The organism is Methanoculleus sp. DTU007, from assembly GCF_001512385.1.
Taxonomy (GTDB): domain Archaea; phylum Halobacteriota; class Methanomicrobia; order Methanomicrobiales; family Methanoculleaceae; genus Methanoculleus; species Methanoculleus thermophilus.
Map to the genome: position 1 here is coordinate 1 of NZ_LFRO01000008.1, position 21304 is coordinate 21304.

Sequence of the window (21304 nt, forward strand, 5' to 3'; positions counted from 1 at the left end):
TGGGGCGTTCGGCCCCCATCACCGGACGGGTCTCCGCTTCTGCCGGACGTTCTCTCCTGACCTCCTCGACGACGGTCTCTCTCCGGGTCGGCCGCTCCTCGGTGCGCGGGGTCGTCGGGACTCCGCCCCAACCGCCCGCGACCGTCTGGACGGGCGGTGGCATCGGGACGTCTCTTTCCGGGGGCATGGGTTCCGCCTTCGGTGCCGCCGCTCCCATCTCCGCCGAGGGTGGGCGTTCTGTTACCGGGCGTGAGGGTTCCACTACCCCGCCGCGAACCGGTGGTGGTGTCCTGATCAGGCTCCAGTCACCTTCGGCGGGCATACTCTCCCGGGAAAACCCTGATGCACTATCAAGCCTCTGCTTATCGGTATCCACAACAGCAACCCTCTCTCCCGGGCGGGTTCGAACTGCTTCCCAGGGAATGGCAAAATGTTTCTCACCAAACCCGAGGATCCCGCCGTAGGCGAGCACCGCGTATCTGATACAGCCACTCTCGCGGTCGATCGCGATATCGGTAAGGTCGCCGAGCCTCTCTCCCTCCGGGTTCTGAACCCTGATATCCCTGATCTCATGTGCCCGCATCAGGTCTACCGTCTCTCCCAATCTTGGCCGGGTCTCCATCTCCAGCGCCGGCCCAGTCTGTCGTCCAGCCATCGTATCTCCCTCTAACTCGTTTACCTGCGAAGGGGTATCCCTTCAAGGCAGGGGGAGTAGAGGATCGAGGATACTTAAGGGTTTCCCGTTCGGGAGAATCTGTCGTGATCAGGAATTAATGAGAAGAGGGATCTCCGGTCCCGAACTCATCTTTGGGCGTAGCGGAGGATCAGCTCGGTTGCCGCCCGGATGTCTTCTCCCTGTTTCTTTGCCTCGGCTAAGTACGCGGCGTAGACCTCGTCAGTCACAAGCCGAATCTGCGGCCGATACATATCGGCATGCATCATCAGGTCAAAGCACCGCGCTTCGCTCTCCGTAAGATGCAGGGCCCGGTACTCCCCGGTATGCGGCATAAAAGCCGGGTTTTTATCGCGAGGCGTCCTGATCACCAGATCGGCGAGCGGCGTCCCGGGAATTGGCTCGGCGCTGCTTATGAAGACATCGTCGAGTGAGAGCGCGGCAACCAGGTCTTTTGTCGCCTCGTAGTCCCGTTCCGTCTCGCCCGGGTAGCCGACGATGAAACTTCCTGCAACGTGAAGACCATGCTCCCGGCACCGTTCCACCGCCTCCTCGACCTCGCGGACGGTCGCGCCCTTGCCCATCTGTCGGAGCACCCGGTTGCTCCCCGACTCGATCCCAAAAAAGACCCACCCGATGGTATATTGCCGGATGGCGTCCAGGATCTCGTCGGTGATGCAGTCGACGCGGATGTCCGGGGCGGATACATTCTTTGGCCCCATCACTTCCGCCATCCCGCGGAGAAGGGCGATGAAGGCCCCGGGATTCATCTCGCAACCGTGGGAGCCGTAGAGCGACCCGGTCCCCCCCGAGATCGAGAGCCGCTTGGCCCCGGCTGCACGGAATGCCTTCACCTCCTCGATGATGCTCTCAAGCGGCCTGCTCCTGACTTCTCTCCCGAAGAACCGGGGCACCTGGCAGAAGGTGCATCCCCCGATGCATCCCCGGTGGGTCTCGATGTACGCGCTCGCGCCCCGGATGCTCTGGCTGCCGATATCCTCCGGGATCAGGGGGAGCGGCCGATCGATCGGCGCCGGTGGGGCGGGGGCCGTCACGACGGCCTGGTCGCCGTCAAGGTAGGCGATACCGGGGAGGGTCTCCGAGGCGCCCTCCTCGGCGAGGCGGACCACGGTCTCCTCGCCCTCGCCGACGACCACCGCATCGGGAGCGAGCTCCCGAAGCACGATCTCCGGTACGGCCGAGACCGGTCCCCCGACGTAGACCGTGCCCCCCCGCTCGCGGTGTCTCCGGACAAGCGACCTGATTTTGGGGTCGAGAAGGTGCTGGGTCGAGAAGAGGCTCGCAAGCAGGAGTGAGCCTTCCGGAACCTCGGGCGTCCGGGTGAGCGTGACCTCGTGTCCCGCATCGCGCAGAACGCCGCCGATCAGCATGGCGCCGTAGGTGTAGATGCCGGGGGAGAAGATCGTGATATCCATGATTATACAGTATCTGCAGGGCAGTATACAAATGGTGAGGCTCCGCAAAGCCCAGTCAGAGCGTCGTCGGCATCTTGTAGCGTCGGGCCTCAGCCACGGTATGGGTGTTGCGGTCTTTCGCGTCGATCAACCGGGCCTGGAGCCGCATGATCTCTGCAATGAGGGGCGGCGGGTTCTGCTCCAGCGTCTCCCGCACCAGGGCACGTGCCTCCCGGAACCTTCCTGCCCTGCGGAGAAGATCTACCAAGATCGCCTCATCGCCTCCTGCCTGGGTGGTCAGCCGATCCCCCTGTTCCCACGCCCGCCGCAGGAGATCGGCGGCGCGTATTCGGCAGATTCGGGCGGGGACGTCATCACCTTCATCATCGCAGATCCAGGCGGCATGGAGGGATGCCCACGCGGCCTGGGCCGGAGCACCGAGTTCCTCCTGAATGATCGACCAGCAGAGGAAGGTGTTTGCAAGTCTCGGGAACCTGCGGGAGTCGAGCTGCCAGCGGTAGCGGGGTAGTTTCACCACGTCGGCCACCCCCTCTGGGGCCTTCCCCGGATCCGGGGCACAGTAACCGCAGGATGGGCAACGTTTCACCCATGCATAGATTGTGGAGCGCAGAGGTTCGGCCGGACGGGTATCGAGGTCCCGCGACCCGACACTGCCGGCGGCCTCGGGGATGGTGAACCGGCAGGGGTCGCCGCAGACTGCACAGGTTGTGTTGAGGTAGCGGAGGTTGGTCATCGATGGCCGGAATTGTATAATTCACAATATATAACTTATCAAAAATGATCTCGGGTGGGGGCATCTCTACCCCGGGTCGTGTCGGATTCACCGGGACGGAATGCGACGTTCTCTAATTCTCTCATCTCATCGTTCTTTCTGGCCGGATTCCCCGATCTTCTGGGCATAGGCTGTTGCAGCCCAGCCGAGGAGCACCGTTGCACCTGCGGTCAGGGCGAGGATCAGCCAGTGGATCGGGCCGGCGGTATCCACCGCGAGTCGCACTATGAGGTTTAAGGGGTTGTAGGGGACGGCCATAACGAAGAGGAAGACCACGACGAGGGCCGTCGAGAAGACGAACTGGGCGCTGGTTCTCTCACGGTAGTGAAGCGCAACGATTGCCGCAAGAAGGATGAGGAAGAGACCGCCCACTGAAGCGTGGAGGAGGATTGCGGCTATGTTTCCGACCGCGATGCCGTTTAACCCGAGAAGAAGGAGCCAGGCTCCTGCCTGGACCGGAACCAGGACTGCGCAGGTGGCAATCTTCCCCCAGATCATCTCCGTGTACGTGATCGGCGTCGAGATGAGTGTCTCAAGTGTCTGGCGCTGGTACTCCTCGGTGATGAGATCGATGATCAACGCCGCCGAGACGATCGCCGGGAGGAGGACGAGCAGGGGAATGAGGAGGCCGTAAACGAATTCAAAGAAACTCTCACCGCCACTGGCCTTAGGGAAGTTCAGCCCGATGGGGTAGGAGACCATCCGGTCGGCCCGAACCTCCCGGAGTTCCCTTTCGTAACTCTGGAGGACCTCTTTTAACTTCACGTTGATGATGCTCGATTGCAGGTCGTTCTGGATGAGGTAGAGCGTGATCGTGATCGGCCCCTCTGCATCCGGCGGTGTATCCGGGACATGAACCACCGCTGCGATCTGGCGATCGCTGAGCGCGTCGATCGCTGTTTGGAGATCCATCCGGTAAAGCACGAGGTCGTCCCTTTTTGCGAACTCATCGATGAGTGGTGAATCTGCCCCGGTGTAGCCGACACCGTAGGTGGTCGCGGAGTAACTCTCGATCGCCTCGGGGTCGTACATGGCGGTGAGCCCCACCATCAGGAACGAGGAGAACATCGCGATAAAGACCTGCAGGAGGACGGCAAAAAGAATCGTCTTCTCCGATGAGAGTCCGAGGAACTCTTTCTTTGCAATGATCCCGATATGACGGCCGTTCACAGCAGTCCCCCCGTGAGGAAGTAGAGGTTGTAGAGGCTGTGCACCACGCTCGCCGCGATGAGGCCGGGTACATAGGCGTGGCGTCCCCCGAGCAGAAGGAAGCCGCCGGTGATCAGCACCCCGGTGATATGGAGAAGGAGCGGCATCCAGAGCACCTGGAGAGAGAGGAAGAGGACGCTTCCGAAGATCGACTCCGTGATCTGGGCGAGCGTGGCAAAGAGGAGGAGTTTTTCCCCGACAAGGAACCCGAGACCGATGGCGACCGCCCCGAAGATCAGGTTCTTTGGCGTCAGGAACGTTGGACGTTCACGTGCTACGGCGTAGATCCCGATCGACTTCGCAAACTCCTCGATGAATGCCGCAGAGACGGTCAGGAGGACGAGGGAGAGCGGCATCGGGATGTTGAAGAAGAGGACGAGCGTCATCATCTGCGCCATAAAGACGAACGGTATTGTGAAGGCGGCAAGGATGAAGAGCGCAAGGTTCGGATGGTCGCGGTTGATCGCGCCTGAGATGAAGTCCGCAAGCCGTGATGTGAGGGGTTTCTCGGAAAAGAGCCGCTCCTCGCGGAAGTTGATTGTGCCGAGATAAAAGAGGATGATGCTTGTTGCAAAGAAGAGCGCGGTCGAGTAGACATACTCCATGGCGGTGAATCCCTCACCTTGGAGTTCGAGGACGATCAGGGTGAGGGGGGAGATGATGCTTATGACATGGGTGTTTGCAAAGATCGTCGGGAAGAAGAGGTACGATGTGGCGAGCGTCGAGAAGAATATCGAGACGAACGAGAGCTCCTTGAAGCTCCGGGAGGCCATCCCGATGATCAGGGCGTTTGCGAGGAAGAAGAGGATGACCGGGATGAGCGGGAGGAGGATCGTGAGCGGCGCCCCGATAAAGACGGTGATTGCGCCTGCAATGATGAGCATGAGCCCGAAGTAGGGGAGGGCTTTCCCGATGACGATCGCGCTCGATCTGATCGGGGTGGAGAGGAGCGCCTCCCCGGCCCTTCCCACCCGCTCGTTCATCACGCTCATCATGAAGAACTGTGAGGTGAAATAAAGCGGGAATATAAAGACGAAGACAAGAATGAGTGCATCGTAGGGGAGCGGAGGCGAGAGCTCCGAGGGTACGAGAAGCCCGTCTGTTGCAGAACTGCCCGAGAGGATACCGGTGTAGCGACTCATGGGGTGATCGCTCCTCGCCTCCGCGAGGTGTACTCGAAGGTCATCCTCGGAGACCAGCATGGCCGACGGTGGGGGCGTCACCGCCTCGACTGATCCGGGCGTAGCGCGGGGTACTCTGGTATCTGCCGTGGGGCTCGCCTGCTCTCCGCTCATTACCGTCTGAAAATCAAGCTCGCTCTTCACGTACTCCAGATCGATCCAGAGCGGGTAGCCTGCAAAGAGATCGGGCTCCCCTGCGGCCACGCGAGAGACATAACCATCGTAATCACGCTTCAGTGTCTTTAGCGCCGCCAGCCCTTTCTCTGTTTCGGCGGCATAGACCTCGCCGTTTAAGATGATTATATCATATGCAAACCGGTTCTCCCAGAGGGCCGGGCCATCATCGAGGTAGAGGGTAAAGCGGTTATCAGGGGCGACGATCCGGGCGACCTCGGGGTCATCGATGCCGATGCGATAGATCCCGTCCTGCATATGGACGCCGCTTGAGGCGGCAAACCCCATCACCAGTACCAGGAGGACGAGCAAACCTGCCGCGAGCGGTAAGACATGCCTGCCCATCGTGGTCATCGACCTGTTCATCTCCCAGACGGCGATCGTCCAGATAGAAGAAGCGCGACTCATGGTAATGCCCGGTGACGTCAGAGATTCATAACTCTCTGCAACAAACTATTTGTAGACATCGAAGACATAAAAGAGGTGTCCCATGATAACGGCCCGCTCCCTTGTCAAATATTACGGCGACTTCCCGGCTCTCGACGGTGTCACCTTCGATCTCGACGATGCACGGATACTTGGGGTGATCGGGCACAACGGCGCTGGAAAGACGACGCTCTTAAAGATCATGGCCGGCCTTATTCTCCCGACAGCAGGTAACCTCGTCATCAACGGAATCGATGTCGCAAGAAGGCCGCTCGATCTGAAGCAGAACCTGGGCTACCTCCCTGAGGAGTCCCGGCTCTACGAGACGATGACCGTGGATGCCTACCTCGCGTTCTTTGGGGAGATCTACGGCCTCAGGAAGGAGGTCATCCGGAGGCGGCGCGAAGACCTTCTCGCGGAGCTTGCGCTCGAGCCAAACGGGAAAAAGATCGGGGAACTCTCGAAAGGCATGAAGCGCAAGGTTGCGATCGCACGGTCGCTGATGCACGACCCTGGTCTCCTCATCTACGATGAGCCCACCTCCGGCCTCGATCCCATGACCTCCCGGTCGGTGATCGAGTACGTCAAAGGTCTTCGCGACCGGGGCAAGACCGTGATCTTCTCGGCACACAACCTCTTTCAGGTAGAGGAGGTCTGCGATATGGTGTTGATCCTGCGCCGGGGTAGAGTGGTGGCTAAGGGCACCATGCCCGAACTTCGGGAGAAGTTCGGATCTCTCACGTATCAGGTCTTCTTCCGCATCGGTGACCCGGCAACTTTCACCACATCGGTCGACTACACCATCTCCGATGGCCGGTACCTTACCGTAGCTCACTCTATTGAGGAGTTGAACCGGACGACCGCGACGCTTGCAGCCGATGGCGCGACGATCGACCGGATTGAGTCTCATTACCCGACGCTTGAGGAGATGCTCTTTAAGATTGGACAGTGACGACCCGGGTTTGCCTGAAGATGCTCCAGCGGCGCCCCCGGGCGGCCTGCAGCGATTGCACCTCTGGAATTCTTTTTTAGTCAGGTGTGCATCACATTTGTCCGTTTATTCCGCCGGAGCAGGTATTATATATCTTTGGCATATATGTGCCTCCGGTACCCCGGAAAGCTTGCAGCAATCAAGCCCGCGTTAGAATCCGCGGTTAGTCTTGAGGCTGATTGGGCTCGAATGGATTGCCCGGCGCCACGTTGAGAGTCGGGGGATCGTTTGAATAAATGGTCGGCTACAAGATTGAAACTGGTTTGCTGGAGTGATCTTTAGATCGGGAAAATTCACATGATAAGAAGAGACAAGTGTTCGACGGGCCTGAAGGGATTTGAACCCTTGGCCTACGGATTAAGAGTCCGTCGCTCTGCCGAACTAAGCTACAGGCCCAAGCATCTGACCTAACAGTATAGGATATGAAAGAATATAAATATTACGGATACCTCCCGAAAATCGCAGAGATGGAATCCCTTAATACGATGAGAAGTTACACCATTGTACGCATGCCTGAGGCGGTTCAGAACGTTTCAAAGGAACGTATCAAGTACATCATTCTTGGCTGCGGGAGCACCGGCTATAACGTCGTGGAGGAGCTCGGGCAGGAGAACGAGGACCTCATCATTGTCGATAAGGACGAAAAAAGGGTCGAAGATCTCCGTGATCAGAAGTACGAGGCGATTGTTGGAGATATCAGAGATCCCGATCTGCTAGACCGGCTGCCGGTCCCGGAGATCGCATTCATCCTCGCGAACGACCGGGAAGTCAATCTAGCTGCGCTCAGGACACTCAAGAACCGTTATCCGGCGACCTACGTCATTGCGCGCGCCACAGACCCTGTCAGCGTTGACCTTCTCCAGCAGGAGGGTGCTGATGTCGTCCTCTATCCACAGGAGGTGGTGGCCCGGACAGCTATCCACCATATCAGGAAGCTCCATTCCTCGCGGCTCGCCCTGCGGCTCTATGATCTGCTCGCTTCCTGGGAGGGGACGCTCTGCATCGTCACCCACTTGAACCCCGATCCTGACTCAATCTCGAGCGCTATGGCGCTCTCAATGATTGCGCGGCACGCGAGCCACAACAAACTCGACTGCCGGATTGTCTACGAGGGCGATATCGGGCACCAGGAGAACCGAGCGTTCATCAACCTTCTTGATATCAAAATGGAGCGGCTCACCCCCCAGATCCTTTCTGAATGCAGCTATATTGCTCTGGTTGATTCGTCCGGACCCGGCGTGAATAACGAACTCCCCAAGACCACCCGGGTCAACATCATCATCGACCATCACAAGAACGGTGAGCATCTCCCCTCCGTTGCTGACTTCGTTGATATCAGACCGGGAGTCGGTGCCACGGCGAGTATCCTGACACAGTATCTGATGGAACTCGATATTCCTGTGAACAAGACGGTCGCCACAGCCCTCCTGTACGGCATTCGGGCGGATACCAGGGACTTCAAGAGGAACGTCACGCCCCAGGACCTCAACTATGCAGCGTTCCTCCTCCCCCTGACCGACTCAGACCTCCTCGATAAGATTACCTCCCCTACAATCTCCCAGGAGACTGTTGATATAATCGGAAACGCTATCAGGAACCGGCGGATCAAGAGCGGCTACCTCTTTTCGAACGTCGGTTACATCAGAAACCGCGATGCGCTTCCCCAGGCGGCTGATATGCTGATCCACCTTGAGGGTGTGAATACCGCGCTGGTCTACGGTATCAGCGACCAGAACATCATCATCTCCGCCAGAAACAAAGATATCAGGATTCACCTGGGTAAGGTGATGGCCGAGGCCTTCGGCCCTATCGGAGAGGCGGGCGGGCACGCTACGATGGCCGCCGCCCAGATCCCGCTCAATTATTTCTCGATGGTGAAGGAGAAGGAGGGCCTGCTCGCCCTGGTGATCGACCCGATCCTCAAGCGGTTCTCCAGCATTGTCGGCCTGGATGACGAGGACGAAGAATGAGGTTTGAGGACTGGGAACCTCACTACGCTGCAATCCTCGAGTATTTCGGGTTCGACCGCGAGGCTGACGAGGATGCGGCCCGGCTGCTTGCAGAACTGGCCGGCGGTCGTGACGATATTGGCGTGCTTGAAAAGCTCGTTCGGGGAAAATCGGTGACGGTCTGCGGGAACGCCCCTAATCTTGCAAAAGAACTGGATAGGATCGAGGGGACTGTGCTCGCCGCCGATGCGGCCGCAGAGGTGCTCGTGGGGCATGGGATCCAGCCAGATGCCGTCTTTACTGACCTGGATGGGGCAACCGATATCTTCATCGACCTCTCACGGCAGGGGACGGTGATGGTCGTGCATGCTCACGGCGACAACATCCCGCTTCTTCGTCACTGGGTCCCCCGTCTGCCGGGCCCGCTCGTTGCCACCACGCAGGCGGCCCCCATACCCGGCGTCCACAACTTCGGTGGGTTCACCGATGGCGACCGGGCGGTCTTTGCCGCCGACGAACTCGGTGCGGCAGAGATCCGGATCATCGGGTTCGATCTTGCCGACCGGGACGTCGATCCCCTCAAGCGGGGAAAACTTTACTGGGCGGGAAGATTGCTCCACCTGATCGGGTATGACCTCTAGCGCCCTCATCATCGACGGCTACGTCGACGAGCCTGCCTGCCTCGGTGTCGCCCCCTACATCTCCCCTTACGTGAGAGAGGTTGCCGGGGTTCTCATCGAGCACGGCTACGCCCCCCGCTACGTCACCATCGACCAGGTCCGGTCCGACCCGGCTCTCGTCGCCGCATCCGGGCGGGATGATCTTGTGGTGATGATCGCGGGGCTGACCGTGCCCGGTGCCTACATCGGGGGGAAACCGGCGACTCTGACGGAAATCCAGCAACTCGGGACGTTGCTTCGGGAACCGACTACCGCGATAGGCGGGCCGATCACCTTCGGTTACGCGTCCGGAGGCGGGAGAATGGCGGTTCGGCAGGCGATTGCCGGATTCGACGTCATGCTCTCGGGTTCGCCGGCGGTCGCACTGGACGCCTGGCTCTCGGGCGGGGAGCCTGCCGGTGCGGCCGATTACTCTCTGACCGATCCCTGGTCGGTCCTGGGCGCGGGGGTCATCGCTCAGCATCCGGCGTTCCCCTACGTTATGTGCGAACTCGAGACCGCGATTGGATGCTCGCGGGCGACGGTCGGAGGCTGCTCCTTCTGCACCGAACCCTTTTACGGCCTCCCGCGCTACCGGAGCATCGAGGGAATCGCGGAGGAGGTGGCGGCGCTCCATGCTGCCGGAGCCCGCCACTTCAGGCTCGGCCGACAGCCGGATCTCCTAGCCTACCAGAGCCAAGGCGGGGAGTTCCCGGTCCCGCGCCCGGAGGTGCTCGAAGACCTCTTCTCCGCGATCCGGAGCATGGCTCCGGATCTTGCGACCCTGCATATCGACAACATCAATCCGGGCACCATCGCCCGGCATGAGGATGCAGCGCGGGCGGCGCTTGAGGCGATCGTCGCAGGCCACACCCCCGGCGACACCGCCGCCTTCGGGATGGAGACCGCCGATCCCACGGTGGTCGCGGCAAACAACCTCAAAGCGATGCCGGACGACGTCTTCCGTGCGATCGAGGTCGTGAACGATGTCGGGGGAGGCCGGACGGACGGCATCCCAGAACTTCTGCCGGGCTTGAACTTCATCATCGGTCTTGCCGGGGAGACGCCGGCGACCTTCGATGCGAACGAGAGATTCCTCAAACGTGTCCTTGATGCCGGGCTCATGGTACGGCGGGTGAATATCCGCCAGCTGATGCCGTTTGAGGGGACGGCGGCCTACGACGAGCACACCATCGGGAAGCACGACGCAAGGTTCCGCTCCTTCAAGGAGTGGACCCGGACCCACTTCGACGAGCCGATGCTCCGCCGGGTCTTTCCGGTCGGGACCATCCTTCGAGATGTCGTCATCGAGATCAGCGGTAAACCCTCATTCGGCCGGCAGATGGGCTCCTATCCGATTCTCGTCGGGATCCCTCTCGAACTACCGGTAAAGACAGTCCTTGACACCGTCGTGGTGGACTGGGGAATGCGGTCCGTGACGGCCCTTCCCTGCCCGGTGGAGATCAACACCCTGCCTGTCTCGGCGCTCCGGTGGATCCCCGGCGTCGGGAAGAAGAGGGCCGCAACCATCGCGGCCCGCCGCCCGTTCCGGAGCCTCGAGGAGTTCCGAAAGATCGTCGGGGAGACGGGGATCGAGGGTGTGATGAAGTTTTAGGGCGGGGGCTTCATATGCAGACTGCCGCTGTCTTTGGGAGTTGCGTTTGGCCTGATGATGTTTGGACTCATGATCGGAATTAATCCTGACTAAAAGATCGCATAATCTCACTCACGGATTTCCATCGGCTTCGTACATCCGGTGCTCTAGCCCCGGTTCTCCAAACCATCGCCACATGCACCTAACGGTGCTTGAGCTCCGTTCCTGTAGGTACGTCGCCTATCGCAACTCACTGCCCCCGCCCCCTGGGGGCGGGGAACGACTGGCGCGAGCATCGCGAGCGGCAGGAGTTGGAGCACCGCAGGTGCGAGTGAGGAGGCCGAAGGCCGGGCGGGGTGGGGGTTACAAAGTAATTTGAGGGGCTCGCCATCGGGCATGACGGGCTGAAAGGCCAAAACTCGAGAAACCCGCAAGGTTTCGAGGAATGGAGAGCGAAAAAGTCGAAGGTCTTCGAAGGAGCATCCCCCAGTCTCTTCACACCTGACAGTGTTCAAACACGCTTCTAAGGTCCTTGACCTTCTCAAGACTCAAATGTCATCTATCGCCATTCCAAGATAGGAGCACCCCCTGCGTGGGCACCTGCACCCCATCCTCAGAACCCCCACCGCCCGCGCTTCGCGCTCCTCAATCGCACCTGGCGGTGCTCAATCTCCTTTCCCTGCGGGAAAGTCGTTCCGCCCCCAAGGGGGCGGGCAGTGCGTGGCGATGGACGGTGTGGTAGGTAAGGTATTTGATTACCGAAGGTGCGGGAACAATGGAAATCCGTGAAATGGGATAACACTACGTTCCAATAGAAAGTAGTTCTCTACAAAATCGAGGGTTCGGGGAGCCAGGGACATCCCAAGCTCCTGCCGTTCCAGTATACCGCACCTTTGGCCGGTCGTTTTCTACCCTTCTTCCCGAAGTTCCATCACTCGCAGGACGTCCGTGCGGGTGACGATCCCGACCAGGACATCGTCCGCGACCACCGGGATCCTCCCGATATCCATCCCGGATATGATTCTCAGTGCATCGATGAGCGGTGCCGATGGTGATAGGGTGGTCGGGTTCCGGGTCATGACGTCCCGCACCTGCATCGCCTCCCGATCGAGCTGCGGGACCTTGTGGATGTCGGAGAGGGTGATGATCCCGACAAGCGAGCCGCGTTCAACAACGGGGAATCCGAGGTGCTTCGTCTCGTACATCATCTCCACCACGCGTGCGAGGGGTACTGTTGGCTCCACCGTGGTGACGGGGCTGCTCATCGCATCTGCAACCGTGACGTCCTGAAGCAGAATGTTGTAGCGCAGGTACGTGGCCTCCTGGTTCGCCCCGATATATATGAAGAAGGCAATGATGATCAGGATGGGGTTTAGGAGCAGGAGCCCCACAATCCCGAAGAGGACGGCAAACGCCTTCCCGACATCGGCGGCGATCCGCGTCGCCCGGGCAAGTGGCATCCTCCGGGCGAGCCATGCCCGCAGCACGCGCCCTCCGTCCATGGGAAACGCCGGGAGGAGGTTAAACCCGAAGAGCAGGACATTCAGGAGCCCGAGGTACCCGAAGGTGAAGACCAGGACACCGGCCACCGCCGGATCTTCGATGAGAGCATCAAAGACGTAGACCAGAGCGCTGCTGACAAGGCCGACCGCAAGGCTCGTGAGCGGGCCTGCAAGCGCCATGGGGAGCTCGATCTTCGGGTCCGGCATCGTGTCTTCCACCTGGGAGACCCCTCCGAGGATGAGGAGGGTGATGCTGTGGATCTCGATCCCCTTGACTTTTGCGATGAGCGAGTGGGCCATCTCGTGGATGAAGACACCGAAGAAGAGGCCGAGTGCGACGACGGTCCCGAGGATGTAGGGGTTAAAATTCGCCGTAATCAGCGTCAGGTCGATCGGAACACCAAAGAGGACAGCGATCAACTCGGTCGTGAGCACGATCTGGCTCCCGATGATCCAAGCAAAGAGCGGAATTACCAGAAGGAAACTCCAATGCAGTTTGACCGGGATCCCGGCAAGGTTTCCGATCTGCAGCGACGCGTCCATGAAAATGAGTATCTTTTTATCATTTATAGTAATATACCTTCAGAGGGTACCGATGAGAGCACAGGTCACAGAGTTGTTCGGACTGAGCGTCTATACCGATAGGGCCATCTTTGTTGGGAATGTCGACGATGTTGTGATCGATGTGGATCAGAAGAAAATTGACTCCCTTGCAGTCGGAGAACTCAACCCCGAGATCGGTGAGGTAAAGGGGTACGTTGGGCTGCAGATCCCCTTCCGGATCGTAAAGAGCGTCGGGGATATCGTCATCGTCCGCCACATCCCCGGGATCTTCAAGTTGCCGGCAAAGGAAGAGTAACTACAACCCTCTCGGCCCGAGATCTCTATCGATAGTATATTATGGATATAGTAAACCGTGAGATCTTCTCGAATCTCACCATCTTCCCCCCAATTTTTGTCAGACTCGACGGCCGGGCCTTCCACCGCCTGACCCGTACGCTCGATCTTAAAAAACCGTTCGATCAGGCATTCCACGCAAGCATGTGCTCGGTCTGCCGCCACCTCCTCACCGGGAGCGGTCTAGCGCCGGTCTTCGCCTACACCTTCTCCGACGAGATCAGCCTCTACTTTAAGACCCTTCCTTTCTCCGGGAGAGTGGAAAAGATTGACTCGGTGACGGCCGCGATTGCGGCAAGTGCGCTCACGATCGAGCTCGGGTGTACTGAGCCGCTTGCGTTCGACGCCCGGATCATCCCTGCAGCCGGAGAGTTTGCGATCGAGTACCTCATATCGAGGCAGAACGAGGCGTGGCGAAACCATATCAACGCTTACTGCCAGAATGCCCTGATCGAGGAGGGAATGACCCCCCGGGAAGCCGCCGCGGCCCTCCGGGGCATGCAGTCGGACGCCATGCATGAGATGATGTTTGCGCGGGGCGTCAACCTGGCGGCAACCCCTGCCTGGCAGCGGCGGGGGACGCTCCTCTATCGGGATGAGTGCATAAAAGAAGGGTATAACCCCCTGACGGGGGAGACCGTGCAGGCTGCGCGGACCTGCATCCGGGAACCGGACGAGACGCCGCTCTTTTTGACGGAGGAGGGAAGGGCCCTGATCCGGTCACTCACCGGCGCGTGAGATGCCCATCTGCATCTGCACGCCTTCCACATCCCAGTCCTTCTCGAGGGCAAAAGCCTCTTTGGGCTTCTCCCCGTCAGCATGCCGGATGGTGAGGGCTGCTGCCCGCACTTCGCCGGCAATCTCCTTCTTCCACACCTCTTCCCCGAGGAGGGAGGCTACTCGCTCGTCGCCGACCTCCACAGTCGCGACGATGAATTCGTTGACGTTCAGGTTCAACTGGCGGCGCATCTCCTGGATCCGCCGGATCACCTCGCGGGCGTAGCCCTCTGCCTCGAGTTCCGGCGTGAGGGTGATGTCCACGTAGACCGTCGCGTCCTTCATGGGAGCTGCAAAGACCCCCTCCGGAAGGGCTTCGGTGAAGGCGACATGGCGTGCGGAGATCGTGTAGCCGTCGAGTTTTGCCTCTCCCTCCCGATCGATCGCGGTCTTCAGGGCGGTGCCGTCGGCACCCTCAATCAGGCTCTTGACCTTCGGCCCTTCTTTTCCGAACTCCGGGCCGATAGCCCGCATAACCGGTTCTGCCTTCCACAAGATCCGCTCCCATCTCCCGGTAACGACCCTGACCTTCCTGGCGTTCGCCCGGTTTAAGGCAAGGGCGTTTAAGTCCTCAAGGGCCGTCTTCACGTCGTTGCTCTCGGTGACCACCACGGCCTCATCGATCGGCCAGCGGAGTTTCCTTTTTCCCGCCTGCCGTGCGGTGGCGACTGCATCGTCAAACGACCGGATGATCTCCATATCCGCTTCAAGATCCGGATCGATCAGGAGGTCGTCCGCCTTTGGCCAATCGAGCATATGGACGCTCTCCGGATCCCCGGAAAGGCGGAGGTTACTGTAGATCTCTTCGGTGATATGGGGGACGAACGGTGCAAGGATCGCGGTCAGACGGCGCAGGACATAGTACGAGGTCTCGTAGGCATACCTCTTCTCCGGTGAGTCCTCCTCAAGCCACATCCTCGGCCGGACGAGCTGCACGTACCAGCGGGAGAGGTCCTCGAGGATGAAGGTCGTGAGTGCCCGCGTCACTTTGTGGAGGTTGTACTCGCGCATATCATCGGCCACAGTCCGGATGAGCGTGTTCACCCGGGAGAGAATCCAGCGGTCCTCCTGCGGCATCTCGCTGATCTTTTCTTGGACATAGGTATCGTCCCACCGGCCGTCCTCTCTGGATGCAGGTTGGAACGAGTCAAGGATCATATATGGGAGCGGGAACCGGTAGACGTTCCAGAGGATGTTGAGCGTCCGGTGAATGGTCTTCACACCCTCCCAGTTGAACTTCAGGTCGTCCCAGGGAGCGTTCGCCCAGAGGGCGTAGAGCCGCAGAACGTCAACGCCGAACTGGTTCATCACTTCTTCGGGTGTTACGACGTTTCCGAGGCTCTTGCTCATCTTGCGCCCTTCGGCATCGAGCGCGAACCCGTGCATCAGAACGCTCTTGTAGGGGGCCCGGCCGAACGCCACGGTGCTCGCCCCGAGCTGGGAGTAAAACCAGCCCCGGGTCTGGTCCTGCCCCTCGGTGATGAAGTCCGCCGGCCAGTAGCGGTCGAAGGCCTCGCGCTCCTGGGGGAACCCAAGGGTTGCCCAGGAGGCGACCGCCGAGTCGAACCAGACATCGAAGATATCGGTCACCCGGCGCATCACCCCGCCGCAGGAGCACGGGATGGTGACGGTGTCTACGTAGGGACGGTGGGGGTCGGCAATCTTTGCCCCCGACAACTCCTCGAGTTCCTTGATGGTGCCGACGACGGTGTATCTGTCACACTTCTCGCAGTGCCAGATGGGGATGGGGATGCCCCAGTAGCGCTGCCGGGAGATGCACCAGTCGCGTGACTCTTTGACGAAGTCGTGGAACCGGGCGCTTCCCGCCCACTCCGGGTACCACTTCACCTTTGCGATCTCCTCAAGCATCTGGTCGCGGATCTCGGTGGCCTTCACGAACCACTGCGCCGTTGCCCGGTAGATGATGGGGGTCTTGCACCGCCAGCAGTGACCGTAGCGGTGGGTGATCGTCTGTCGAGCGAGGAGGTAATCGCCGAGCGCCTCAATGATGAAGTCGTTTGCGTCCCGGACGTACATATCCTCAAACGTCGTCCCGGCTGCCGGCGTGAAGCATCCGCCGGCGTCAACCGGACAGAAGATCTCAAGCCCTTCCCGGATGCCGACCAGGTAGTCATCCCACCCGTGCCCCGGTGCAATGTGGACGAGACCGGTGTTCTCGAGTGCGACATAGTCTGCCTCGACGACCCGGTGCCGGATCTCTGCCTGATGCGGCACCTGGCCGGCGAGCGGCGATGCGTACTCCATCCCGATAAGATCGCTCCCGCTCGCCGTCTCTAGGACTGTATAGTCCTGGTACCGGCCCATCTTCAGGACCGATTCAACGAGTTTCTCGGCAATCCAGAGGATCTCTTCTTTATCGTCCTTCTTTGCCCGCACCCGCGCATACGTAAACTCTGCGTTGACCGCTACCGCCACGTTGGCTGGAAGGGTCCAGGGTGTTGTCGTCCAGATCACCAGGTACTCGTTCTCGCGCCCGACGATCGGGAATTTTACGAAGATGGAAGGATCGGTCTCGTCCCAATACTCAACCTCCGAGTCGGCGATCGCCGTCTCGCATCGGGGGCACCAGTTCACGACCCGGTAGCCGCGCTCGAGCAGGCCGCGTTCGTCGGCCCGCTTGACCGCCCACCATGCGGACTCGATGTATCCTGGATCAATGGTCTGGTAGGGGTTGTCGAAGTCGAGCCAGATGCCGAGCCGCCGGAACTGCTCGCTCATGATCGCCATGTGCGTCAGGGCGAACGATCGACACTGTTCGATGAATTCTGCGATGCCGTATTCCTCGATGTCCTTCTTTGAAGTGAACCCGAGCTGGTGCTCGACCTTCACCTCGATAGGCAGGCCGTGCATGTCATAGCCGGCCCGCTCGATGATATTTCTGCCCTGCATCCGGTGGTAGCGGAGGATGGAGTCTTTGATGATCTTGTTCCAGGCGGTGCCGAGGTGGATGTGGCCGGTGGTATACGGCGGCCCGTCGACGAAAAAGAATGCTTTTCCATCCTTGCGCAGCGCCTGGACGCGTGCATAAATATTCTCCCGCTTCCAGTAATCCTGGACCTCTGTCTCAAGTTCACGCGGGTTGTAACTGCTGGTGACCTCTTTCACCTTGTATCCCTCATATTCAGCACTCTGGTGTACCGTTTGTTCTGAGGAGACAAAGTGTTTGTGTGCACTCCAGTTGTTCCGACAGGAGCGCGAGCACCAAAGACGCAGTTTGCGACTGTCGGAACGACAGGAGCGTGAGCACCGTAGGTGCGAATCACGATGGACGTCCTGTCCGGAGTGGGAGCACTGTAAGTGCGACTCGCGACCACTAAAGTTCCACAGCCCACCCTGTTCCTTTTATCTTTCGCCCGCCAGACTCTCTCTCATGCAGATCGCAGTCATCGGGAGGGGGGACTGCTCCGACGAAGAATACGATATGGCGAGATCGGTCGGCCGCCTCATCGCCGAGGCGGCCGGGACCGTCTGCTGCGGCGGCCTCGGCGGGGTGATGGAGGCCGTCTCGCGGGGCGCACGGGAGGCCGGCGGGACGACCGTAGGCATCCTCCCGGACACCGGGGACGGAAATCCGTATCTGGATGTGATCATCCGCACCGGTATGGGTCATGCGCGAAACGTCATTCTCGTCCAGTCGGCTGACGCAGTCATCGCCGTCGGTGGAGGTTACGGCACGCTCTCGGAGATTGCCGTCGCACTCAAGATCGGAAAGCCCGTCTACGGCCTCTCGACCTGGAAAATAGATGGTGTGAGGGCCTGCGCCACGCCAGAGGAGGCGGTCAGCCTCGCAGTCCGCGCAGGACGCCCGTCTCGTCCGTCTCGTAGCCCCCAAGGTCGCGGAGGACCTTCTTGAACGCTTCTGAGGAGACCGTCTCGATGAGCGTTGCAATCCTCGGGTCATCGAGCATCGCGCGGTGCATCACGAGCTCGTAGCGCTCTGTCGCCACCGGGACGAACTCGAGACCAAGCGCCTTTGCGGCGCTGTAGACCCCCATCCCGGCATCCGCCTCACCGGTCTTGACAGCGAGCGCCACCGCAAGGTGCGTCGTCACTTCGCGGTCGTAGCCGGGAATGGATGCCGGATCGATCCCGCGTTCTGCGAGGTGGCGGTCGAGGAGCATCCGGGTCCCGGATCCCTTCTGCCGGTTGATGAACGTCCGGCCGGGTAGGTCGTCAAAGGTCAACCCGTCGCGGGAGATGACCCCCTGCTGCCGCTTTGCAACGCAGAGGAGGGCAAGGTCCGCGCCCGGCATGTAGCGATCCAGGTAGTAGGTGTTGTAGGTGCCGTCGGGAGCGAGGAGGTGCATCGGGGCCGCGTGACACTCCTCTTTTTTTAGCGCAATCACCCCGCCCATGCTCCCTACATGGGTGGAATGGATATCGACGCCGCGAGGCCGCACCAGGTCGGCCAGGTAGTCGAGAGCCGGATCGTGGCTCCCGGTGATGAGCACCGCCTCTTCGGCCTCCGCACGGGGGACGGTAAGCCGGACGCTAACGGTCTCTCCCGCCTCGGCGCCTTCCTTCTGCGCCGGGATCTGCATGTAGCCGTTCGCGCGAACCGCGCTCATCTGGACGCCGGCGCCCCGTGACTGCGGCACCGCCACCCAGCGCTCGCCGAGCCTTCCCACCGAGAGGAGGACGAACTCGTCGGTGCCGATATCCGAGTGAAGGCTCGTGGTCAGTCTGGCATCGACCCGCTCGGGCCGTGGGGTGGAAAGGCCGTAGCGTGAAATCAGCGGCAGGACGATCTCGCGAAGCACGGTTGCAGCGGCAAGGGGGTAGCCGGGAAGACCGATCACCGGTTTTCCCTCAATTCTACCGATGATCACGGGCTTTCCTGGTTTGATGGCAACCCCGTGCGCCAGAACCTCACCAAGATCGCGAATGATATCGGCGGTGTAGTCGCGTGTCCCGGCGGATGAACCGGCCGAGACGAGCAGGATATCGTTCTCTGCGACACCCCGCCTGACGGCGTCCCGGATCTGGTTGTAGTCGTCCGGGACGATGGGGTAGCGGTGCGTCTCCACACCCGCTTCCGAAAGGATCGCCGCGGCCATCAGGGTGTTGCTCTCCACCACCTTCCCGGGCGGCGGCATCTCACCGACCGGCACAAGTTCACTCCCGGTGGGGATCAGTCCTGCCCGGAGATGTATGACCGGGATCTCCGTAACCCCGTAACTTGCAAGCGCACCCAGATCATGCGGCCGGATCCGGTGGCCTCTTGGGAGGATCATCTCCGACTCGCCGATATCCTCACCGACCGGCCGGATATGCTGCCAGGGGCTGACCGGTTTTCTGATGGTATACGTTTCTCCGTCGCCGGACTTCGCCTCGACCCAGACATCCTCGATCATCACCACGGCATCGTAACCGGGCGGGATGATATTCCCTGTATTGACCCTCGCTGCATCCGGGAGGGTTACGGGCCGCTGCTCGCTCGCTCCGAGTGTATCTGCGCTCCTGACCGCAATCCCGTCCATCGCCGAGATGTGAATGGCCGGAACCGAGAACCGGGCAAATATAGGCTCTGCGGTGATCCTCCCCACCGCCCCGGTGTTTACCGGGATTTTGACGATCCCGGGAACTCCCGGGAACGAGCGAGCCACGAGCGCACGCGCTTCGTCAAGCGATATGACCGAGAGGTAACGCTTCACCACAGGATCACCTCCACCTCTTCACCGACCTCGAACCCCTCGCTCGAGGCCGGGATGCGCACGAGCCCCTCGCTCCTCACCAGGGTATTGAGGAGCCCGGATTTGCCGAAGACCGGCGTCGCCTCTCCGTCTCTGAGGCTGACCCGGATATAGTCCTCCCGCCCACGTGTCGAGGGGATATTCTGTGTCAGCCGTGCGCGGACAGTCCGCCGGGCGACGGTGACGCCGAGCATCGCTGCGAGCAGGTGTTCGACGATAGCGACGAGCACGACGAAGGCCGAAGCCGGGTGCCCGGGGAGCCCGATGACCGGTTTTCCCCGGGCAGTCCCGATGATCGTGGGTTTTCCAGGAGCGAGCGCGATCCCGTGCACCAGCACCTCACCGAGTTCTTCGATGACCGCCGCGGTGTTGTCCCGTTCATCCTTCGAGGACCCCCCTGATATCAGGACTACGTCGCACTGATCGAGTGCCGATGAGATCACCTGCCGCAAGGCTGCCCGTTCATCCCGGACAATCCCGAAGTATACCGGGTGGCAGCCTCGCTCCGCGACAAAGGTCCCGGCCAGGTAGGAGTTTGCATCCCGCACCTCGCCTGGCCCGGGAGTGCTCGTGATCGGGACGACCTCGTTTCCTGTTGATATGATCCCGACCTTCGGCGTCTTCATCACGCAGACCCTGTCGGCGCCGATCGCCGCGACGACACCGATCTCGCGCGGCGAGAGCATGCGTCCCCGTTCAAGGACCGTTTTTCCTCCCTCAAAGTCTTCGCCGCGAAGGACCACATTCTCTCCGGGTGCCACCGGGCGATGCACCAGGATATCGTCTCCGATCTGCTCTGCGTGCTCGATCATCACAACTGCGTCCGCCCCCTCGGGAAGAGCCCCTCCTGTAGGGACGTACCAGCAGGTCCCCGGGGAGATCCGATCTGCATTGGCCTTCCCCATCAGGACCCGACCCCGGCACTGGAGCATCGCCGGAATGGCCTCGGAAGCCCCGGTGGTATCGGCCGCAATGACAGCGTAGCCGTCGACCGTCGACCGGTCAAACCCGGGTATATCGATATCGGCAAGGACGTCCCGGGCAAGGACCCGGTAGAGAGCGTCTTCGAGCGGGATCTCCTCGCACCCGGGTGAGGGTGCTATCCTCCGCACCGTCTCTACGGCCTCGCTGACGGGTACGACCTCAAGGAAGAGGCTCATCTGAAGCAGCCCAGCTGACAACTCCTGATCTTGATCTTCGGTTCGTGCTGGTTGCAGTAGCGGGCGATATCCATCTTTGGAATATTGTATTTCTCGGCGATCTCGAAGGCCTGTGGACAGGTAATCTCGTTGGTTATGCCGTATGCCTCGAATGCTTTCCGTATCTTCTCTTCGTCCATAGTACACAGAT

At 60.5% G+C, this 21304-nt stretch carries 17 protein-coding genes and 1 tRNA gene; 7 read left to right on the forward strand and 11 right to left on the reverse strand.

Annotation, left to right across the window (positions count from 1 at the left end; genetic code table 11):
- The 5 genes from ACI94_RS00720 to ACI94_RS00740 all read right to left on the reverse strand — a co-directional run.
- Window positions 1–655, reverse strand: a 655-nt coding sequence (locus tag ACI94_RS00720) for a PRC-barrel domain-containing protein (protein WP_286680978.1), incomplete at its 3' end; no start/stop codon positions are given.
- 146 nt (window positions 656–801) lie between these two features.
- Entirely contained in the window at window positions 802–2109 is a 1308-nt protein-coding gene (locus ACI94_RS00725; RefSeq protein WP_066957658.1) for a methyl-coenzyme M reductase glutamine C-methyltransferase, read from the reverse strand.
- A 55-nt stretch (window positions 2110–2164) separates the two neighbouring features.
- Window positions 2165–2842, reverse strand: a complete 678-nt coding sequence (locus ACI94_RS00730; RefSeq protein ID WP_066957656.1) for a hypothetical protein — start codon at window positions 2840–2842, stop codon at window positions 2165–2167.
- Window positions 2843–2968: 126 nt separating this feature from the next.
- On the reverse strand, window positions 2969–4051 hold the full coding sequence (locus ACI94_RS00735; RefSeq protein ID WP_066957653.1) for an ABC transporter permease: 1083 nt from the start codon (window positions 4049–4051) through the stop codon (window positions 2969–2971).
- Window positions 4048–5853, reverse strand: coding sequence for an ABC transporter (locus ACI94_RS00740; protein ID WP_066957651.1), 1806 nt, complete (start codon window positions 5851–5853; stop codon window positions 4048–4050). The genes ACI94_RS00735 and ACI94_RS00740 overlap by 4 nt, the downstream gene beginning before the upstream one ends.
- 82 nt (window positions 5854–5935) lie before the next feature.
- Between ACI94_RS00740 and ACI94_RS00745 the strand changes: the two genes are divergently transcribed.
- Window positions 5936–6823, forward strand: coding sequence for an ABC transporter ATP-binding protein (locus ACI94_RS00745; RefSeq protein WP_066957649.1), 888 nt, complete (start codon window positions 5936–5938; stop codon window positions 6821–6823).
- Between the two features lie 361 nt (window positions 6824–7184).
- Here the strand turns inward: ACI94_RS00745 and ACI94_RS00750 are convergent.
- Window positions 7185–7258, reverse strand: a tRNA-Lys gene (locus tag ACI94_RS00750).
- Window positions 7259–7329: 71 nt separating this feature from the next.
- Here ACI94_RS00750 and ACI94_RS00755 point away from each other — a divergent pair.
- The 3 genes from ACI94_RS00755 to ACI94_RS00765 are packed head-to-tail and all read left to right on the forward strand — an operon-like array spanning window position 7330 to window position 11085.
- Window positions 7330–8832 carry a DHH family phosphoesterase gene (locus tag ACI94_RS00755; protein ID WP_286680979.1) on the forward strand — a complete coding sequence of 501 codons (1503 nt, stop codon included), beginning with the start codon at window positions 7330–7332 and terminating at the stop codon, window positions 8830–8832.
- Window positions 8829–9452, forward strand: a complete 624-nt coding sequence (locus tag ACI94_RS00760; RefSeq protein ID WP_273258870.1) for a 6-hydroxymethylpterin diphosphokinase MptE-like protein — start codon at window positions 8829–8831, stop codon at window positions 9450–9452. The genes ACI94_RS00755 and ACI94_RS00760 overlap by 4 nt, the downstream gene beginning before the upstream one ends.
- Entirely contained in the window at window positions 9442–11085 is a 1644-nt protein-coding gene (locus ACI94_RS00765; protein ID WP_066957646.1) for a radical SAM protein, read from the forward strand. Before ACI94_RS00760 ends, ACI94_RS00765 begins: the two co-directional genes overlap by 11 nt.
- A gap of 887 nt (window positions 11086–11972) precedes the next feature.
- Here ACI94_RS00765 and ACI94_RS00770 read toward each other — a convergent pair.
- Entirely contained in the window at window positions 11973–13109 is a 1137-nt protein-coding gene (locus ACI94_RS00770) for a CBS domain-containing protein (RefSeq protein WP_273258868.1), read from the reverse strand.
- Window positions 13110–13161: 52 nt separating this feature from the next.
- Here ACI94_RS00770 and ACI94_RS00775 point away from each other — a divergent pair, with 52 nt between their 5' ends.
- Window positions 13162–13425 (forward strand): PRC-barrel domain-containing protein, encoded by a 264-nt coding sequence (locus tag ACI94_RS00775; RefSeq protein WP_286680980.1) that lies wholly within the window; start codon window positions 13162–13164, stop codon window positions 13423–13425.
- 41 nt (window positions 13426–13466) lie between these two features.
- A complete protein-coding gene (locus tag ACI94_RS00780; RefSeq protein ID WP_066957640.1) occupies window positions 13467–14201 on the forward strand; it encodes a tRNA(His) guanylyltransferase Thg1 family protein in 735 nt (244 codons plus the stop codon).
- On the opposite strand, the gene ileS is transcribed toward ACI94_RS00780, so the two are convergent.
- Window positions 14184–17366 (reverse strand): isoleucine--tRNA ligase, encoded by a 3183-nt coding sequence (gene ileS / locus ACI94_RS00785; protein ID WP_273258866.1) that lies wholly within the window; start codon window positions 17364–17366, stop codon window positions 14184–14186. The genes ACI94_RS00780 and ileS overlap by 18 nt on opposite strands.
- Window positions 17367–17631: 265 nt before the next feature.
- Between ileS and ACI94_RS00790 the strand changes: the two genes are divergently transcribed.
- Window positions 17632–18114 (forward strand): TIGR00725 family protein, encoded by a 483-nt coding sequence (locus ACI94_RS00790; RefSeq protein WP_083524814.1) that lies wholly within the window; start codon window positions 17632–17634, stop codon window positions 18112–18114.
- On the opposite strand, the gene ACI94_RS00795 is transcribed toward ACI94_RS00790, so the two are convergent.
- Genes ACI94_RS00795 through ACI94_RS00805 form a run of 3 tightly spaced genes read right to left on the reverse strand, consistent with a single transcriptional unit; the run spans window position 18041 to window position 21293 of the window.
- Window positions 18041–19918, reverse strand: a complete 1878-nt coding sequence (locus ACI94_RS00795) for a molybdopterin biosynthesis protein (RefSeq protein WP_066957637.1) — start codon at window positions 19916–19918, stop codon at window positions 18041–18043. The two genes, ACI94_RS00790 and ACI94_RS00795, sit on opposite strands and share 74 nt — an antisense overlap.
- Window positions 19912–21114, reverse strand: coding sequence for a gephyrin-like molybdotransferase Glp (glp, locus tag ACI94_RS00800; RefSeq protein WP_066957636.1), 1203 nt, complete (start codon window positions 21112–21114; stop codon window positions 19912–19914). The genes ACI94_RS00795 and glp overlap by 7 nt, the downstream gene beginning before the upstream one ends.
- The gene (locus ACI94_RS00805; RefSeq protein WP_066957635.1) at window positions 21111–21293 is read right to left on the reverse strand and encodes a hypothetical protein; all 183 of its coding nucleotides are present in this window, start codon (window positions 21291–21293) and stop codon (window positions 21111–21113) included. Before ACI94_RS00805 ends, glp begins: the two co-directional genes overlap by 4 nt.
- Window positions 21294–21304: the final 11 nt, after the last annotated feature.

What these genes read in the sequence shown, in the direction of transcription:
- ACI94_RS00790 (WP_083524814.1), top strand. Translation starts at nt 17,632, where the DNA reads ATGCAGATCGCAGTCATCGGGAGGGGGGACTGCTCCGACGAAGAATAC.
- ACI94_RS00755 (WP_286680979.1), top strand. Translation starts at nt 7,330, where the DNA reads ATGGAATCCCTTAATACGATGAGAAGTTACACCATTGTACGCATGCCT.
- glp (WP_066957636.1), bottom strand. Translation starts at nt 21,114, where the DNA reads ATGAGCCTCTTCCTTGAGGTCGTACCCGTCAGCGAGGCCGTAGAGACG.
- ACI94_RS00770 (WP_273258868.1), bottom strand. Translation starts at nt 13,109, where the DNA reads ATGGACGCGTCGCTGCAGATCGGAAACCTTGCCGGGATCCCGGTCAAA.
- ACI94_RS00765 (WP_066957646.1), top strand. Translation starts at nt 9,442, where the DNA reads ATGACCTCTAGCGCCCTCATCATCGACGGCTACGTCGACGAGCCTGCC.
- ACI94_RS00730 (WP_066957656.1), bottom strand. Translation starts at nt 2,842, where the DNA reads ATGACCAACCTCCGCTACCTCAACACAACCTGTGCAGTCTGCGGCGAC.
- ACI94_RS00775 (WP_286680980.1), top strand. Translation starts at nt 13,162, where the DNA reads ATGAGAGCACAGGTCACAGAGTTGTTCGGACTGAGCGTCTATACCGAT.
- ACI94_RS00740 (WP_066957651.1), bottom strand. Translation starts at nt 5,853, where the DNA reads ATGAGTCGCGCTTCTTCTATCTGGACGATCGCCGTCTGGGAGATGAAC.
- ACI94_RS00725 (WP_066957658.1), bottom strand. Translation starts at nt 2,109, where the DNA reads ATGGATATCACGATCTTCTCCCCCGGCATCTACACCTACGGCGCCATG.
- ACI94_RS00805 (WP_066957635.1), bottom strand. Translation starts at nt 21,293, where the DNA reads ATGGACGAAGAGAAGATACGGAAAGCATTCGAGGCATACGGCATAACC.
- ACI94_RS00760 (WP_273258870.1), top strand. Translation starts at nt 8,829, where the DNA reads ATGAGGTTTGAGGACTGGGAACCTCACTACGCTGCAATCCTCGAGTAT.
- ACI94_RS00745 (WP_066957649.1), top strand. Translation starts at nt 5,936, where the DNA reads ATGATAACGGCCCGCTCCCTTGTCAAATATTACGGCGACTTCCCGGCT.
- ACI94_RS00780 (WP_066957640.1), top strand. Translation starts at nt 13,467, where the DNA reads ATGGATATAGTAAACCGTGAGATCTTCTCGAATCTCACCATCTTCCCC.